This is a genomic window from Citrobacter sp. MGH106, from assembly GCF_001037495.1.
In the GTDB taxonomy this organism is placed as follows: Bacteria; Pseudomonadota; Gammaproteobacteria; order Enterobacterales; family Enterobacteriaceae; genus Citrobacter; species Citrobacter murliniae.
Genome location: NZ_KQ089822.1, coordinates 1,661,523 through 1,677,949, shown reverse-complemented (window position 1 = coordinate 1,677,949; position 16,427 = coordinate 1,661,523). Strand labels below are relative to the sequence as shown.

Here is a 16,427-nt window from a genome sequence, read left to right as displayed (position 1 = left end):
ATTTCGTTACCACTTAATAAGTATAAAAAATGAGTAACCGATCAATAAATGTTAAATCCTGAGAGGGCTTTTTAGTGGCAAGTGCAAACAAACTCACGTTGTTTATCGTGATCTTCATGCTGGCGGGGATCCTGTCGGGCGCGGTGATCCACTCCTATGCCTCCCCAGGTGTCGTTACCACCTGGGCTGATAATATTACACTGCTTACCGACATCTTCTTGCGGCTGATTAAAATGGTCATCGCACCTTTAGTCTTTAGCACGCTGACTGTCGGTATCATGCGCCTGGGAGAAACGTCGACTATCGGGCGCGTTGGCGGTAAAGCGATGATCTGGTTTATCAGTTCCTCTGTACTGTCTATTCTGGTAGGCCTTTTCGTTGTCTCCCTTGAGCAACCGGGAAGCGGGCTGAACCTGGCGATTCCGCTGGAAGCAACGGATACCGGTCTGGCCGTCGGTGGTATGAGCCTGAAAGGTTTTCTGTCTCATACCATCCCAACCAGCATTGCCGACGCCATGGCAAACAATGAGATCCTGCAAATCGTCGTGTTCTCAATGTTCTTCGGTATCGGTGGGGCATCGCTGGGTGAGAAATTTAACGCGCCGCTGGTCGCTGCGCTGGACGTGGTTTCCCACATTATGTTGAAGGTGACGGGTTATGTTATGTACGTCGCGCCGCTGGCTATCTTCGCCGCTATCTCTTCCGTCATTGCCACGCAGGGATTGGGTATTCTGCTCAACTACGCCTCATTTATTGGCGGCTATTACGTCGCCATCCTGCTGACCTGTCTGGTATTGCTGGCTGTAGGTTACATCGTGCTGAAGAAAGAGGTGTTCCGGCTGGTCAGCATGCTGAAAGATCCGGTGTTGGTCGCCTTCACTACCAGCAGCTCAGAGGCAGCCTATCCGAAAACACTGGAACAGTTAACGACGTTTGGCTGCTCCCGCAATATTGTGTCGTTTGTGCTACCCATCGGCTATTCGTTTAACCTGGTCGGCTCGATGGTGTATTGCTCATTTGCCTCAATGTTTATCGCTCAGGCCTATAACATCCACCTCTCATTCGCGGAAATTACCGTACTGATGCTAACGCTGATGTTGGCTTCAAAAGGGATTGCAGGTGTGCCACGCTCAGCGCTGGTGGTACTGGCTGCGACCATTCCGAACTTCAATATTCCGGTTGCAGGGATCCTGTTACTGATGGGTATTGACCACTTCCTCGATATGGGACGTTCGGCGATTAACGTTTTAGGCAACGGGATCGCTACGGCAATGCTGGCGAAGGATGAAGGTTTACTACAGGAAGAACCCGAACTGGTTGAGCAGAAAGTGTAAGGAGTAAAAAAGCCGGGTATCGCTAACGCTTACCCGGCCCTTTGAAATATGCCACTGTGTTCCGGCTTTATTTATGCCACGTGATTAGCCGCAATATCCAACAACGCCATCTCTTCGCTGTTAAGCAACTTCTCAATATTTACCAGAATCAGCATCCGATCGCCCAGCGCGCCCAGTCCGGTCAGGTATTCCGTTGACAGCGTGACCGCAAATTCCGGCGCAGGACGGATTTGATCTGTAGTCAGCGACAACACATCAGAAACACCATCAACCACAATACCCACCACACGTTGTCCCAGATTCAGTACAATCACTACGGTGTTCTCGTTGTAATCAACATCGCTCTGGCTGAACTTCACACGCAGGTCAACGATCGGCACAATCACACCGCGCAGGTTAGTGACCCCTTTAATAAAAGAAGGTGTATTGGCGATACGCGTGACCTGATCGTAGCCACGAATTTCCTGCACTTTCAGGATATCGATACCGTACTCTTCATCCCCCAGCGTGAACACGAGGAATTCCTGACCTGACGGTTCGCCGGCCAGTTTAGTTACATTACTCATACCGGTCATATTATTCCCTTTCTTACTCAATCAGGCGGCTGTGATCGCCACACGTTGTTCGCGGTTTAACCCCTGCAATGCAGAAACATCGACAATCAGCGCGACGCTACCGTCGCCGAGGATCGTTGCAGCAGAGATGCCAGGCACTTTGCGGTAGTTGCTTTCCAGGTTTTTTACCACCACCTGGTGTTGACCAATTAACTGATCAACCAACAGCGCGTATCGACGCCCCGCGCTTTGCAAAATCACCACGATGCCCTGAGTCGCTTCGGTTTTTGCAGCTTCGACTTCAAAGACTTTCCACAACTCAACCAGCGGTAGATATTCGCCGCGCACTTCCAGAACACGTTCTCCCCCGGCCAGCGGATGGAGATCTTCTTCGCGGGGTTGCAGTGATTCCATGACGGCATTCAGCGGCAGAATAAACACCTCATCCGCCACGCGGACGGACATGCCATCAAGGATAGCCAGCGTTAGCGGCAGCAAAATCCTGATAGTCGTACCTTGGCCTTGTTTTGACTGGATCTCAACATGTCCTCCCATCTCCTGGATATTACGCTTCACCACATCCATACCGACACCACGGCCGGAAACATCCGTTACCTGTTCGGCGGTCGAGAAACCAGGCGCGAAGATCAGCATGCCGACTTCGTCATCGCTCATGTTGTCGTGGATTGGCATCCCCTGGGAGATAGCTTTCGCCAGGATACGCTCACGGTTCAAGCCTGCGCCGTCGTCGGTAACTTCGATACAGATATTCCCGCCCTGGTGTTCAGCAGAAAGCGTCAAATTACCGATCGGACTTTTCCCGGACTCGAGGCGTTTTTCCGGCAGTTCAATACCGTGATCAAGGCTGTTACGCACCAGGTGCGTCAGCGGATCGATAATGCGCTCAATCAGACTCTTGTCGAGTTCAGTAGAGCTACCAATCTGCGTCAGCTCGACCTGTTTACCCAGTTTGCCCGCCAGATCGCGAACCAGACGAGGGAAACGGCTGAAGACGTACTCCATAGGCATCATACGAATCGACATCACCGATTCTTGCAAATCGCGGGCGTTACGTTGTAACTGACCCATGCTGGTGATGAGATCGCCGTGATTTACCGGATCCAATTCGTTAGAACGTTGGGCCAGCATCGACTGCGTAATCACCAATTCACCGACCAGGTTAATCAACTGATCGACTTTCTCTACCGCTACGCGAATGCTGGTTGACTCACTCGCACGAGCAGGTTTTTCACGTTCCGCACGTCCATGTTGCGGTTCACTGGCGGCCACTTTAACCGCTGGCACCGGGGCAACCGGCTGCGGCTCGTCGACGACGGCAACCGCTGCAACTTCCGCTTCAGCAGGTGCTGAAGTGACGGTTTCAAATTCAATCTGATCGGCTTCGATCACGAAGCAGAGCACGGCGATAATGTCATCTTCTGCGAGGTCACCATCGAGCGTTGCCGACAGCGAATCGCTTCCCTTTACCACATCCGTCAAGGTCGCCAGATTCCCCAGTTCCTCTTCCAGTAAATCTACTTCACTGGTTTTCAGACGCGAGAGAACAATACGTTTTTTGACCTCTTCACCTGCTGTCGGGGCGTCTGGTGCCATCGCCTCTTCCTGCATCGCCGCACTGTCAACAACGCTCAGTTTGGCGGAGTTGACGACCGCCGGTGCGGTTTCGCCTTTGGCTTCGAGCGCTAACTGTCGTAACGCATTACAAATGTACTCAAAGCTGGCGGCATCCGGCTCCTCTGAGTTTTTATAGGCGTCGAGCTGTTCCTGCATAATATCTTTCGTTTCCAAAAACAGGTTGATAATGTCGGCATTGAGCTGCATCTCGCCACGCCGCGCTTCATCCAGCAGGTTTTCCATTAAATGGGTCGTTTCCTGCAAAATAGTAAAGCCGAAGGTGCCCGCGCCGCCTTTAATCGAGTGCGCTGCACGAAAAATGGCATTCAGTTGTTCGGAATCCGGGGCTTCAGGAACCAAATCAAGCAGGTGCTGCTCCATGTCGGCCAACAGTTCGTCAGCTTCATCAAAAAAGGTCTGATAAAAATCGCTAATATCCATGCTCACGCTATCACCTCGGATTGGCTGGTGGCGATGTGGGAACGCTTGCCGACGGCATTGCCGCAGGCTGTTGTAATACACTTACCGGCTCATTCTGGCTTTCAGCGTTTTCATGCAAAATGGCCTCTTCCGCCTGCTTATTGAGTACCAGCAGACTTATACGGCGGTTGATGGCGTCCTCAGGACCGCGATCGCTCAGACGCATCGTGGCGGCCATGCCTACCACCCGTAATACTTTTCCCGTGTCCAGGCCTCCGCTGACCAGCTCGCGACGCGATGCATTGGCGCGATCGGCAGACAACTCCCAGTTGCTGTACCCTTTCTCGCCGTTGGCATAAGGATAATCATCCGTATGGCCGGAGAGACTGATGCGGTTAGGGATCCCATTCAGGACAGGTGCAATGGCTCGCAGGATATCGCGCATGTAAGGCTCAACCTCGGCGCTGCCAGTCTTAAACATCGGGCGGTTCTGGCTGTCGATAATCTGAATCCGCAGCCCTTCCTGAACTAAATCAATCTTCAAATGCGGACGTAGCGCACGCAGTTTAGGATCGGACTCGATTAACTGGTCCAGATCACCGCGTAATTTACTCAAGCGACTCTGCTCCATGCGCTTTCTCAGGTCATCGATATTCGGCTGCTTATTCACTTCACCCTGTTGCTGGGTGTAATCGTCCCCGCCGCCAGGTATTGGGCTTTGGCTATTCGAAATACGATTTCCACCGGTCACCGCAGTGGCCAGAGGGGTACGAAAATACTCTGCAATCTGGATCAACTCTTTCGGGCTGGAAATGGAAATCAGCCACATCACCAGAAAGAAGGCCATCATCGCAGTCATAAAATCGGCGTAGGCAATTTTCCATGAACCATGCGCCCCACCGCCGTGATTTTTATGTTTTCGTCGTTTTACGACGATAATAGGATGGGCCTGATTTTTCATGCGTCCTCGGTCGTTTGCTGCGGAGTCGGGTTTCTCACCGCACGAACATGTTCTTCCAGTTCGATAAACGAAGGACGCTCACTGGAATACAGCGTTTTACGACCAAATTCGACGGCAATAGGAGGGGCATAGCCATTCAGGTTTGAGAGCAGAGTGATCTTCACGCACTGCATCATTTTGGTCGTTTCAGCACTCTTCTGGCGCAGTACGCTGGCAAGCGGAGAAATGAATCCATAGGCCAGTAAAATACCGAGGAAGGTTCCTACCATGGCGTGCGCAATCAGCGCGCCCAGTTCAGCCGCCGGACGATCGGCTGAGGCCAGTGCATGCACAACGCCCATAACTGCCGCCACGATACCGAATGCGGGTAAAGAATCACCGACCATCGCCAGGCTGTTGGCCGGGACTTCAGATTCACTCTCATGAGTCTCAATTTCTTCGTCCATCAGCGCTTCAATTTCAAACGTATTCATATTGCCGCTGATAATCAGGCGCAGGTAATCGACGATAAAATCAAGCATGATGGCATCCGCGAGGATGCGCGGATAACTGGCGAAAATTTCACTTTCTTTTGGGTTTTCAATATCGCGCTCGAGCGAGAACATGCCCTGCTGACGAGACTTGGCCATCAGGCGATAAAGCAGTGCCAGCAGATCCATATACATGGCTTTGGTGTATTTCGAGCGACGAAAAAGCAACGGGATCGCTTTCATCGTCCCTTTGATGGCTTTGCCGTTATTGCCGACGATGAATGCCCCAATACCCGCACCACCGATGATCACCAGCTCAGCCGGTTGATAGAGTGCCCCAAGGTGTCCGCCGGTCATCATATAACCGCCGAAAACTGTACCAATAACAACCAGGTAACCTAATAAGATAAGCACGACATCATCCTTTCGCAATTGACTATGACAGGATGCGCAGTCGGGCAGTTAACTCAGAGGTCAGGACAAAAAAAAGCAGCGGTAATCTCTTACCGCTGCTGGAGTGTTTATCCACACCGTATCAGTTAAACAGCCTGTTCGATCTGTTCATCCAGCAGTTGTGGAATAATATCGGCAGCATTCTGGGAAAGTTTACGTCTTTTTACGGCCCGCGATGGCGGCTGGCATAAACTGCATGCAAAGCTGCCCACTGGTTGATGCGCGTGAGTAATAAAATTCCCGCCGCAGCAGTTGCAGGTGGACAGTTCCAGCAAGCCACTGTCGACAAAGCGCACAAGAGTCCACGCGCGTGTTAACGCCAGCAAGGGTCCTTCCTCAGGCTGCGGACACTGTTCAAGATATAAACGGTAGGCTTTAATTACGGCATCCACGCCGCTGCACAGACCCGTTTTAAGAAGAAACTGCCAGGCGTTGCAAAACATAGAAGCATGTATATTTTGCTCCCACGTCATAAACCAGTCGGTTGAGAAAGGGAGCATCCCTTTTGGCGGAGGGCTACCGCGTAATTCTTTGTAGAGCTTAATGAGTCGGCCACGGCTTAACTGCGTTTCGCTTTCCAGCATTTGCAAACGGGCGCCCAATGTGATTAATTCCATCGCTAGTTGGATATCACGCGCTTCCTGAACAATGCTTTTTTCGCTCATCATCAAGCCCTTTTCTTACGCGCCGCATCATCAATGTCGCTTAACAGACGCGTTGAAAGCATGATACCGGTGTGAATTTGCTGAAGATCGTCAACGCGAGAATCTTGCGTCAGTCGAGTAACAGTTTGGTGATCATCGAAACGGAAATGACATACCAGTTGATTTGTTTCAGCCAGTTTGACCATTTGAGGAAGTGTTAGTGTTGCCAACGTGTCCGCCATCTCTTCGCTGATACCAAGGCGGAACATCGCGGATGCTTTATCCTGAACGATCAAACGCTGTGCAAGCAATAAATATGACAAATTGATGTCATAAATGTGTTTCAGCAACTCGGATGTATGCATTATTTGCATCCATAATAACCAACATGATTTTTATGCGGTAAAACCGCACCCCGTGATGTCGCCGGGAAGGCCCGGTAAAAAAAACAAAAGGTCAAATACATAGCAGCGTTACGGCACTTACGCGTTGTGTAAACATTCCCTTTTAAGAAGGCCGCGTTCCTTACAAGCTCACATCAATTCTTACAAATGTCTAAGATTTTTCCTAATTCGACGCAACTCTACCCGCCACCCGTTACACATACAACGGAGCGATGCTGCGAATTTAAAGAATATGTGACACAGATCACATAAAGTAGCTAAAGGATTAACATAAATCCATCAGCGCGGCTTTTACTTTGCTTGTTTTTTGAACTATCGTTCTTCATTTCAATTCCATGCGTACGAATATTATTGCAATGAAACCGAATAGCGCCTTATTTACCTGCGTTAATATCACGCACTGAAATAACATGCTGAATAACTTATTCACTATGAAACGTTATTTCATTAAATGCTTTATAAACAACAACTTAAATATTAAGGTCAATTAATTAATACCGCATGGTGACGACATCTTAAATGTTAATTAATGTTTAATTTTTATTAACACATTGTTTTCATTAGCAGTTGATTTCACTTAAATCACCTGAATGCATTTCAGGCTCATTTGACGTGATTATTCTATTTATAAGAATAATTAATGAATAATCATGATGGCATTCACACTATTGTCAGGTGAAACGATGCAGTATTGAGCTAACCCGAGTAAACATGAAAGTTCTCTCATAATTCTTATATAAAGGAGCGAGTTATGAGCTATGCGCACATTCTTGTTGCTGTTGCAGCCACCCCCGAAAGCCACCAGCTGTTAGCGAAGGCCGTTTCTATCGCTCGCCCTGTCAATGCCCGTATTAGCCTGATAACCCTTGTCTCGGACCCTGAACTGTATAATCAATTCGCTGCACCAATGCTGGAAGACCTGCGTGAAGTGATGCAAGAAGAGACACAGGATTTTATTGATAAGCTCAGTAAAGAGGCTCAGTACCCCATTGAAAACACCTTCATCACCTATGGGGCACTGAACGAACATATTCTCGACGTATGCCGCAAGCACGCTGTCGATCTTGTCATTTATGGCAACCATAACCAGAGCTTCTTTTCGCGAGCATCCTGCTCAGCGAAAAGCGTTGTCAGCGCAAGTCAGGTGGATGTGCTGCTGGTTCCGCTGGCGGGTGACTAATCACCGAGCATCGGATTTCAGGCCAGTTTGGGCAATGAGGCCACGTTGTCGTGCGGCTGGCTTTCAGCATGACGTGGCGCGACCTTTTTTAGGTCACGAATAAAACTGGCCTGCCAGTTGTCGATATCGTTTTTTACAATCGTCTCCAGCATCCCGGCGTGACGCGAAATACGCTCATCAAGCGGCATGATTAACGCTCTGTTCAACGCGCTGGCAACGTCATCCCGATCGTAAGGGTTAACGATCAGCGCGGAGGCCAGCTCATTCGCCGCCCCGGCAAACTGTGATAACACCAGTACGCCGGGATTGGCAGGATCCTGTGCGGCGACAAACTCTTTTGCCACCAGATTCATTCCGTCCCGTAATGGCGTAACCAGTCCAACATCCGAGTAACGGAAAATCTTCATCAGCAATTTGCGGTCAAAATACTGGTTCAGGTAGTAGAGAGGCGTCCAGCCCAGTTGACCATATTTGCCGTTAATTCGCCCGGCTTCGGTCTCTAGCTGATGACGAATATCCTGATAAGCCTGAACTTCTTCGCGCGATGTCGGCGCTATCTGTGTATAACGAATCTTACCGTGGTGCTGAGGGTAATTTTCTAACAAAGACTCATACGCCTGAAATCGCTCCGGCAGGCCTTTGGAGTAATCCAGCCGCTCGACGGAAAATATATTCTTCACATTCTTTAATTCAGCCTTTAACTGCGCCATTTTCGGCGGAAGCGGCCCTGCCGCCTGTTTGGCGATTTCATCCGGCGCAATACCGATAGGATACACCTCAGTGCGAAACGCTTTATTCCAGGCATGGTGATGTTTGTCGCGTGTGGTCACTCTGGTTTGAGCGCTCAGACAATCGAGAAAAGCCTGACGATCATTTTCGGTCTGGAATCCGAGTAAATCAAAATCACACAACTGCTCAAGCAATACTTTGTGTGGCGGTAGCGCGGTGAAAATTTCCGGCGTCGGAAAAGGAATATGCAGGAAAAAACCAATACGGTTATTCACACCACGCTTACGCAGTTCACTGGCAAACGGGAGTAAATGGTAGTCGTGAACCCAGATGATGTCGTCATCACTAAGCAGTGGCAGCAGTTTATCAACCAGTAAGGCATTCACCCGCTGATAGCCTTCCCATGCAGGACGCTGAAACTGCACCAGATCCAGCCGGTAGTGAAATGCAGGCCATAAAACGGCGTTCGAAAACTGACAGTAATACTCTTCGTAATCCTGTTCGCTCAGATTAAACGATGCCCAGGTAATATTGCCGCGGGTAACTTTTTTTAGCGGTTTATCTTCATTGCCTGTTTCACCGCTCCAGCCAAACCATAGCCCGCCTGCGGCCTTCAGAGCGCCCAGTACACCGACCGCAAGACCACCTGCGTTCCCTTTATCATCCGGTGAGGCAATTCGATTAGATACTACGACTAAACGGCTCATAGCTATCTCTCCTGTCATTCGTTGTTTTTTGTTCTTGCTGCGGACAGTTGATTTGCTCCAGCCAGCGCCAAACATCTGTTACGCCTGCCAGACGCCATGTCGCCTGAGTCGCCCCGCTTCCCACCTTTACGGAGATACCGCCGGCGCGGTTCACTACTCTAAAACCGGCCTCATCCGTCAGGTCATCACCAATAAAAACGGGTACTCTTCCGGCAAAAGGGGCTTCCTGCATAAAGGCATCTATAGCTTCTCCTTTATTCGTACCTTTTGGTTTAATCTCCACGACGCATTTCCCAGGCTGTAGCGCAAGCTGCGGCCATTTATGGATGATGTGCTGAGCCAGTGCCAACAGCGCCGCCTCATGCTCAGGAGCCTGTCGATAATGCAGGGCAAAAGCCATGCCTTTTGCTTCAAGCGTGGTGCCTGGCAGTTCTGCCATCGCCGCATTTAGTAGCACACCAATTTCACGTTCAACATCCTGAGGTAGACTCACAATATGGGCATGGCCATTGATGTCGCGGCGTTCTGCCCCATGCACTCCGGCAAGCGGAAAGCGAAAGGGAGTAGTGAGTACGTCAAGCTCAGCCATTGAGCGCCCTGAAATCAATGCCAGTGCTCCCGCATTTTGCGCCGCCAGGCGATGTAACAAATGCAGGACTGTCTTAGGGACAACTACCTGATCAGGATGCGGTTTAATCTCTGCCAGGGTTCCATCAAGATCGAAAAAATAAGCACAGTTTGCAGATAGCTCAGGGGTTACGGTTAGCGATGCTGTCACCCGAATCTCCTCCTCATCATTGTCTGTGCGACGCGCGGATCGCGCCGTATATGTGATGTATGACGGATATAAGTATAGACAGTGTGACCAGGCTCGCCATTTGGAAAAACAATCGCCAGCCGGTATAGCGGCTGGCGATGAGGAGAAGCTAGACTAAAAAGTTGGCAATGAAATTATCAAACAGTACGCTTCGCTTTTTGTTTGTAACGGTCGAAGATCACCGCCGCCAGCAGGATTAAGCCTCGAACCACATATTGTGCAAACGGAGAAATGTTCAGCAGGTTCATCGCGTTTTCAACGGTTCCAAGAATCAGCACCCCGGCGACTACATATGAGATTTTTCCGATGCCGCCTTTGAGTGAAACGCCCCCTAAAACACAGGCTGAAATCACAATAAGCTCATAACCGATAGAGGTCATTGGCTGGCCGCTGGTCATGCGTGATGCCAGAATAATCCCCGCAACGGCGGATACCAGGCCGGAAAGAATAAAGATAATTATCTTGGTGCGTACTACCGGAACCCCCGCCAGACGCGCAGCCTCCTCATTACCACCAATTGCCAGCGTATTACGTCCAAAGGTGGTTTTATTCAGCAGTAGGCCAAAAATAATAAAGCAGCCTACCGTCAACCAGATGGGTGCCGGCAACCCTAACCAGTTGGCATAGCCGAGTGCAAAAAAGCGCTCGTCTTCAATCCCTACCGCTTTACCGTCGGAGATAATGTAGGCCAGACCGCGAACAATCTGCATAGTTGCAAGCGTGGTGATCAGCGCATTAATTTTTAAACGTGCAATTACGAACCCATTCACCAGGCCGCACAGAACGCCTAACAACAGTCCTGCGGCAACGCCAATCCACAGGCTTTCCGTCATATTGATGACCACAGCGGTTGTAACCCCGGCGCAGGCAATTACCGAAGCGACCGAGAGGTCAAAGTCACCGGATGCCAGGCAAAACAGCATCCCGCAGGCGACCATACCCGACATGGAAACAGCCAGCCCCAGCCCCTTCATATTAATAAAAGTGGCAAAGTTAGGTACGAAGATGGCGCAAACCAGGAACAATGCGGCGAAAACCACCAGCATCCCATATTGATCCCAAATTCTGCCAAGATTTAGCGCCGATTTTGATGCGCCAGAACCCGATGTAGAAACTGAAGACATTATACTCTCCTTATTCAGGCTACAGCCTGGCTGACTTTAGGCATAGCAAGGCTTAGCGCCTGCCGTTCATCCGCCTGTTCATGAAGTAACACCCCCGCAATCTCCCCTTCCCTCATCACTACGATACGGTCGGCGACACCGAGAACCTCCGGCAGGTCACTGGACGCAAACAGCACGGCAACGCCGCGCGCCGCCAGCGCATAGATCACGTTATAAATCTCATGTTTCGCACCCACATCAATGCCGCGCGTAGGTTCGTCGAGCAGAATCACTTTCATCTCTTCCGATAACCAACGCCCCAGAATGGCCTTCTGCTGATTACCGCCGGAAAGGTTCATGATTAATTGCTCTGCACCCGGCGTTTTAATGTTCAGTGCGCGAATATGGTGGTCGGCATTCGTTTCTTCCCAGTTGTTGTTGATCAGGCAACCACCAAGTACATGTTTACGACGCGCGCTGATATTGATGTTGTTACGTACCGAATGCACAGGAATAATCCCTTCGGCTTTTCGATCCTCAGGACACAGCATCATCCCCGCCTCGATAGCGTGGCTGGGTTTACGGATGTTGATTGGCTTTTCATCAATAAACACCTGACCGGCGGTGATCCGCGTCCCTCCAAACAGCCCTTTCATCAGTTCGCTACGTCCGGCTCCAACCAGCCCGAACAACCCGACGATTTCGCCACTGCGTACCGATAAACTGATCGGCGTACGTACACCGGGCGCCTTCACCTCATGCAGACGCAGACGTTCTGCACCATAAGGTCTGGATTTCCAGCCGTAGATATCTCCGAGGTCACGCCCCACCATTGCCTGTACCAGCGCCTCGTGATCAACCTGCTGCATATCCGTAAAGGTTTTAACGTACTGACCATCTTTAAACACGGTGATGGCATCACTGAGGGCGAAAATCTCTTCCATTCGGTGCGAAACATACAGAATGACGCGCCCCTCATTACGCAGTTCACGAATGACGCGAAACAGATTCTCAATCTCCCTGGCGGAAAGGGAGCTGGTTGGTTCATCAAAGGCGATAATTTTGGCATTGCGCGCCAACGCTTTCGCAATCTCCACCATTTGCCACTGACCAATAGAGAGATATTTCAATGGGGTGGACGGATCGATATCCATCCCTAAATGTTTTAACTGCAGACCTGCTTCGTAGTTCAGTAGCGAGCGATTAACAATTCCACCCTTGTGCGGAAGCTGGCCTAAATAGATGTTCTCGGCGACGGTCATTTCCGGCACCAGATGCAGCTCCTGATAAATTATGGCGACACCGGCGTTCAGCGCGGTGGTTGTATCCGCAAAGGAAACCTCCTGTCCGCGGATCACCAAAGAACCCGTCGTTGGCGCATAGTTACCGCTGAGAATTTTTAATAATGTTGATTTCCCGGCGCCATTTTCACCCATCAGGGCATGCACCTGACCGGCATAGCAGTCAAAGCTGATATCCGTTAGCGCCTTAACGCCAGGAAAGGTTTTGCCAATGCCACGAAATGAGAGATACGGGGTAGACTGTTGCATAACGTCTCCGTGAGTCAGTATCGTTCTAACCTGTTGCCGGATGGCGGCGTTGCCTTGTCCGACCTGGAGTTAGCAGGTCGGACAGACGTTTCACAATTGTCGTGTTACTTACCGCCCAGCCCTTTCTTCGCCAGTTCTTCTTTGAAGTTTTCGCGGGTGATCAACACCACATCCGTGACTTCGGTGAAGACCGGGGGTTCTGCGCCTTTAGTCACCCAGTTGTAGAGCATCTCGCTGGATTTATAGCCGTGGACGTCCGGGCTTGGCAGCAGTGAGCCATAGAACCCGGTCGCTTCACCCTTGGAGAGTTCACTAATCGCATCAACGCCGTTAATGCCGATACCAATCACGTTCGGAGCTTTAAAGCCTTGTCCCTCAGTAGCACGAACGCCACCCAGTACGGTGTTGTCGTTCATACCGACAATCAGCCAGTGTTTAACCTCTGGGTGCTGAACCAGCATGGAGTTGGCGGCGTCGAATGCGCCTGGGATATCATTGGATTTGGTCGGAACCTGGTAGATCTGTTTTTCCGGGAAGCCCGCAGCTTTGAGTGCTTCCATTGATCCGGAAGTACGACGACGTGCGGTATCCAGTTCATTAGCGGTAATGGCCATCACGGCAGAAGATTTCACATCCCAGCCGCGTTTCTGCATTTCGTTGTACAACTCCTGTCCCTGACGCTCACCAATTTTTGTTGCCGCCATCATTACCAACGGTACGGTATCCATTGGCTTACCTTTGGCGTTGGCGAACTGGTCATCCACAGCGATGACTTTCATATCATAGCCACGTGCCTTGGCCATAATGGCTGGCCCAAGTTTCGGGTCAGGGGTACAAATCACGAACCCTTTTGCGCCACTTGCCGCCAGGCTGTCGATAGCATTAAGGGTTTTTTCACCGTCCGGGACAGCAATTTTAATTACCTCAAAGCCAAGATCTTTACCGGCTTTATCCGCAAAATTCCATTCTGTCTGGAACCAGGGTTCCTCCGGTTGTTTCACCAGGAAACCGAGCTTCATGGATTCAGCGATAGCGGATTGTGACATAACGGCAGCCAGACCGATGGCCGCCAGCGCTTTAGTGAATTTGTGCATGGTTAACTCCAGCTTTAACGTTCTTTTATGTAGGGTAAAATCAAACGATTTTTTGTAATTCAGACATAAAACAAGGCATTACTTTGATTGATAAGATCAACGCCAGTGCTGAGAGTAGTTGTAGCGGGAAATTGATTCTCCATAAGAGAGCGGCATCACACCACAGAATTACAGTAATTGCGTACATAAATTCAGTGGGAAATGACATAAAAAAGCGCTGCATTTTTGAAGGGAATAATAAGGAGTAGCAGATTAATCCATAACATCAGCCAGCGAATCCTTGTTCCCGAATACCGAAGCATTCGGGGATCCAGAGATTACCATGCGTAATAAATGTGTTCGGCGTGATCGCGAACAGAAGCGTCATCATCTAACAGACGAGCTGAGAGCGTGAAAGCAAAATCAAAAATATGCCCTAAACCTTTACCACTGAGAAGATTCCCATCTTCCACGACGGGCGCATCAACATATTCCCCGTCAGTAACATTTGCCCACAGTTCACCAGAGCACACATAGCGGCGTCCTTTCAACAAACCGTTACCGCCCAGCACCCGGGCTGCGGCAGAACAAACCGGGCAGATAAGTTTCCCGGCTTCATCATGACGAGCAACAAACTGGACTACCGCATCACTGGCAGCAAGGTTAACGCTTCCCTGTGGACCGCCGGGCAGCACAACTGCGTCATAAACGGTCTCCAGTCGGGCCATCAAAGTACTGTCGGTCACCATCGGGATATCGTGATAGCTCACTACCGCTCGAGACTCGGCACAGGCCAGGGTCTCAACATCGATATTAAGACGACGCAAAATATCGATGGTAACAATGGCTTCAGCCTCTTCAAAACCGGGAGCCAGCAGTACCGCAACCTTCTTCATATACAACTCCTCGTTTAACCCACATAAATACCACAACAAATACCGAATTATTTATGCCGTCAGAGTAATTAAATTCGTTAAAACTGATCTGACGCATAAAATTAACCACCAGATAATTTCCATCAGCGTCGCTGAGAACAGAAAAATTCCATTAGCGTAATGATTGAAAATCGCCTGTAGAACCAGATTATCTTGTTGTAGAATTTATTTTTGTGACATGAAATAGCATTTCATTATTTTTATTCGCAATTAATTACTGATACATCAATTAGTTAACCACACCCCACTATGCTGCGGCGACAGATGCACAATATTTTTATGACGATATGTAAAAAAATATAAATATGTAGTTTTAAGGATTTTCTTATGACCAGGCTGGCGTTATGATTATTTGTGATCGGTAAAGAGATCACTCTTTGGTCACCTAAAGGACCGGCGGAACGGAATTATTCTGCTAACAGTATGACTTGTACGTTGATGTGAAGTGCAGCGACAGCCCGTTGTACTGCCGTTAGTAACGTACAGCTTTCTTTCTGGAAATAAGGATATTGATATGGCTGCAGTTGGAATTGTTCACAAACTCAACGCGCAAATGAATCTTGAGTTTTACGCATCGAATCTCTACCTTCACTTTAGTGAGTGGTGCTATGAGCATAGCCTGACAGGCACCGCAACGTTTCTGCGTACTCAGGCGCAGGCGAACGTGACGCAAATGATGCGGGTGTTTAATTTTATGAAAAAAGCAGGCGCTAATCCTATCGTGAAAGCCATCGATGTTCCCGGAGATGAGCTGACATCCCTTGAAGAGTTGTTTCAAAAAACGCTTGATGAATATCAGCAGCGCTCCAGCACGCTGTCGCGCTTAGCGATCGAAGCTGAAGCATTGAACGATGCCCCTACCATTGATTTTCTGAACGATCTGGAAAAAGAGCAGCAACAGGATGGCATGCTGTTACAAACGATTCTCGATGAAGTTCGTAGCGCCAAACAGGCAGGCCTGTGTATGGCGCAAATGGATAAGCACCTGCTAAATGTCGTTAACTACCAGCAGCACTAATCTTTGATTCACTCTGCTTTCATGCCGGATGGTGATGCGATTCACCTTACCCGGCTTACACTCGGTCATCTATACGTTCACGCCTCCCGTTCCGGGAGGCGCAAAAAAACCTTTCTAAAACCTGAAACAACGGTTTATTTTAGTGAGACTCATTCTGCGGAGTGAATTTCAGTTCGATCAATGCAACCGCTTTTTGAATTGCACGCATAGTCACCGGATCGGCACCCGCCGGGTGACTGGAAAAATCGATGTTTTTAAGCTGGCTGGACATTTTCTCCCGGACTTCAACCGGGGCAATGACATCAATGATATCCAGAATTTGCTTGATAACCAGTTGGCAGGCAACAACATCCGAGAGCAGTTCCTGATCGGCATTCAGTGTTTGGGACATAGTGAGCTCCTTATAGAAAGGTCGTCATAGTACCCATTCAGCTGTCGAA

General features: G+C 49.6%; 16 protein-coding genes. 3 read left to right on the top strand and 13 right to left on the bottom strand.

What is annotated here, in order from left to right; translation table 11 throughout:
* Nucleotides 1-74: 74 nt before the first annotated feature.
* Nucleotides 75-1,334: a dicarboxylate/amino acid:cation symporter gene (locus SK36_RS07945; RefSeq protein ID WP_045444186.1), complete on the top strand. Its 1,260-nt coding sequence runs from the start codon at nt 75-77 to the stop codon at nt 1,332-1,334.
* A gap of 71 nt (nt 1,335-1,405) precedes the next feature.
* Here SK36_RS07945 and cheW read toward each other — a convergent pair whose 3' ends face one another.
* The 6 genes from cheW to flhD form a co-directional block, all read right to left on the bottom strand.
* Nucleotides 1,406-1,909, bottom strand: coding sequence for a chemotaxis protein CheW (cheW, locus tag SK36_RS07940; protein WP_045444189.1), 504 nt, complete (start codon nt 1,907-1,909; stop codon nt 1,406-1,408).
* 21 nt (nt 1,910-1,930) lie between these two features.
* A complete protein-coding gene (gene cheA / locus SK36_RS07935) occupies nt 1,931-3,964 on the bottom strand; it encodes a chemotaxis protein CheA (RefSeq protein WP_197086137.1) in 2,034 nt (677 codons plus the stop codon).
* 10 nt (nt 3,965-3,974) lie between these two features.
* The gene (gene motB / locus SK36_RS07930) at nt 3,975-4,904 is read right to left on the bottom strand and encodes a flagellar motor protein MotB (RefSeq protein WP_045444198.1); all 930 of its coding nucleotides are present in this window, start codon (nt 4,902-4,904) and stop codon (nt 3,975-3,977) included.
* Complete coding sequence (motA, locus tag SK36_RS07925) at nt 4,901-5,788, bottom strand: flagellar motor stator protein MotA (protein WP_048221249.1); 888 nt, start codon at nt 5,786-5,788, stop codon at nt 4,901-4,903. Before motA ends, motB begins: the two co-directional genes overlap by 4 nt.
* Before the next feature lie 125 nt (nt 5,789-5,913).
* Nucleotides 5,914-6,492 (bottom strand): flagellar transcriptional regulator FlhC, encoded by a 579-nt coding sequence (flhC, locus tag SK36_RS07920; protein ID WP_045449675.1) that lies wholly within the window; start codon nt 6,490-6,492, stop codon nt 5,914-5,916.
* A 2-nt stretch (nt 6,493-6,494) separates the two neighbouring features.
* Nucleotides 6,495-6,836 carry a flagellar transcriptional regulator FlhD gene (gene flhD, locus SK36_RS07915; protein ID WP_003034622.1) on the bottom strand — a complete coding sequence of 114 codons (342 nt, stop codon included), beginning with the start codon at nt 6,834-6,836 and terminating at the stop codon, nt 6,495-6,497.
* A 790-nt stretch (nt 6,837-7,626) separates the two neighbouring features.
* On the opposite strand from flhD, the gene uspC reads away from it, so the two are divergent.
* On the top strand, nt 7,627-8,055 hold the full coding sequence (gene uspC, locus SK36_RS07910) for a universal stress protein UspC (RefSeq protein WP_045444205.1): 429 nt from the start codon (nt 7,627-7,629) through the stop codon (nt 8,053-8,055).
* A gap of 17 nt (nt 8,056-8,072) precedes the next feature.
* Here the strand turns inward: uspC and otsA are convergent, their stop codons facing one another.
* The 6 genes from otsA to SK36_RS07880 form a co-directional block, all read right to left on the bottom strand.
* Nucleotides 8,073-9,491 (bottom strand): alpha,alpha-trehalose-phosphate synthase, encoded by a 1,419-nt coding sequence (otsA, locus tag SK36_RS07905; RefSeq protein WP_045444208.1) that lies wholly within the window; start codon nt 9,489-9,491, stop codon nt 8,073-8,075.
* Nucleotides 9,466-10,269, bottom strand: a complete 804-nt coding sequence (otsB, locus tag SK36_RS07900; RefSeq protein ID WP_045444212.1) for a trehalose-phosphatase — start codon at nt 10,267-10,269, stop codon at nt 9,466-9,468. Before otsB ends, otsA begins: the two co-directional genes overlap by 26 nt.
* A gap of 176 nt (nt 10,270-10,445) precedes the next feature.
* On the bottom strand, nt 10,446-11,432 hold the full coding sequence (gene araH, locus SK36_RS07895; RefSeq protein WP_045444215.1) for an arabinose ABC transporter permease AraH: 987 nt from the start codon (nt 11,430-11,432) through the stop codon (nt 10,446-10,448).
* Between the two features lie 14 nt (nt 11,433-11,446).
* On the bottom strand, nt 11,447-12,961 hold the full coding sequence (gene araG, locus SK36_RS07890) for an L-arabinose ABC transporter ATP-binding protein AraG (RefSeq protein ID WP_048221246.1): 1,515 nt from the start codon (nt 12,959-12,961) through the stop codon (nt 11,447-11,449).
* A gap of 104 nt (nt 12,962-13,065) precedes the next feature.
* Entirely contained in the window at nt 13,066-14,055 is a 990-nt protein-coding gene (locus SK36_RS07885; RefSeq protein ID WP_045444221.1) for an arabinose ABC transporter substrate-binding protein, read from the bottom strand.
* Nucleotides 14,056-14,372: 317 nt separating this feature from the next.
* The gene (locus SK36_RS07880) at nt 14,373-14,930 is read right to left on the bottom strand and encodes a DJ-1/PfpI family protein (protein ID WP_045444225.1); all 558 of its coding nucleotides are present in this window, start codon (nt 14,928-14,930) and stop codon (nt 14,373-14,375) included.
* Between the two features lie 553 nt (nt 14,931-15,483).
* Here SK36_RS07880 and SK36_RS07875 point away from each other — a divergent pair.
* Nucleotides 15,484-15,987: a non-heme ferritin-like protein gene (locus SK36_RS07875; protein ID WP_045444228.1), complete on the top strand. Its 504-nt coding sequence runs from the start codon at nt 15,484-15,486 to the stop codon at nt 15,985-15,987.
* 139 nt (nt 15,988-16,126) lie between these two features.
* Here SK36_RS07875 and SK36_RS07870 read toward each other — a convergent pair whose 3' ends face one another.
* Nucleotides 16,127-16,378 carry a DUF2766 family protein gene (locus tag SK36_RS07870; RefSeq protein ID WP_045444231.1) on the bottom strand — a complete coding sequence of 84 codons (252 nt, stop codon included), beginning with the start codon at nt 16,376-16,378 and terminating at the stop codon, nt 16,127-16,129.
* Between the last annotated feature and the right edge of the window lie 49 nt (nt 16,379-16,427).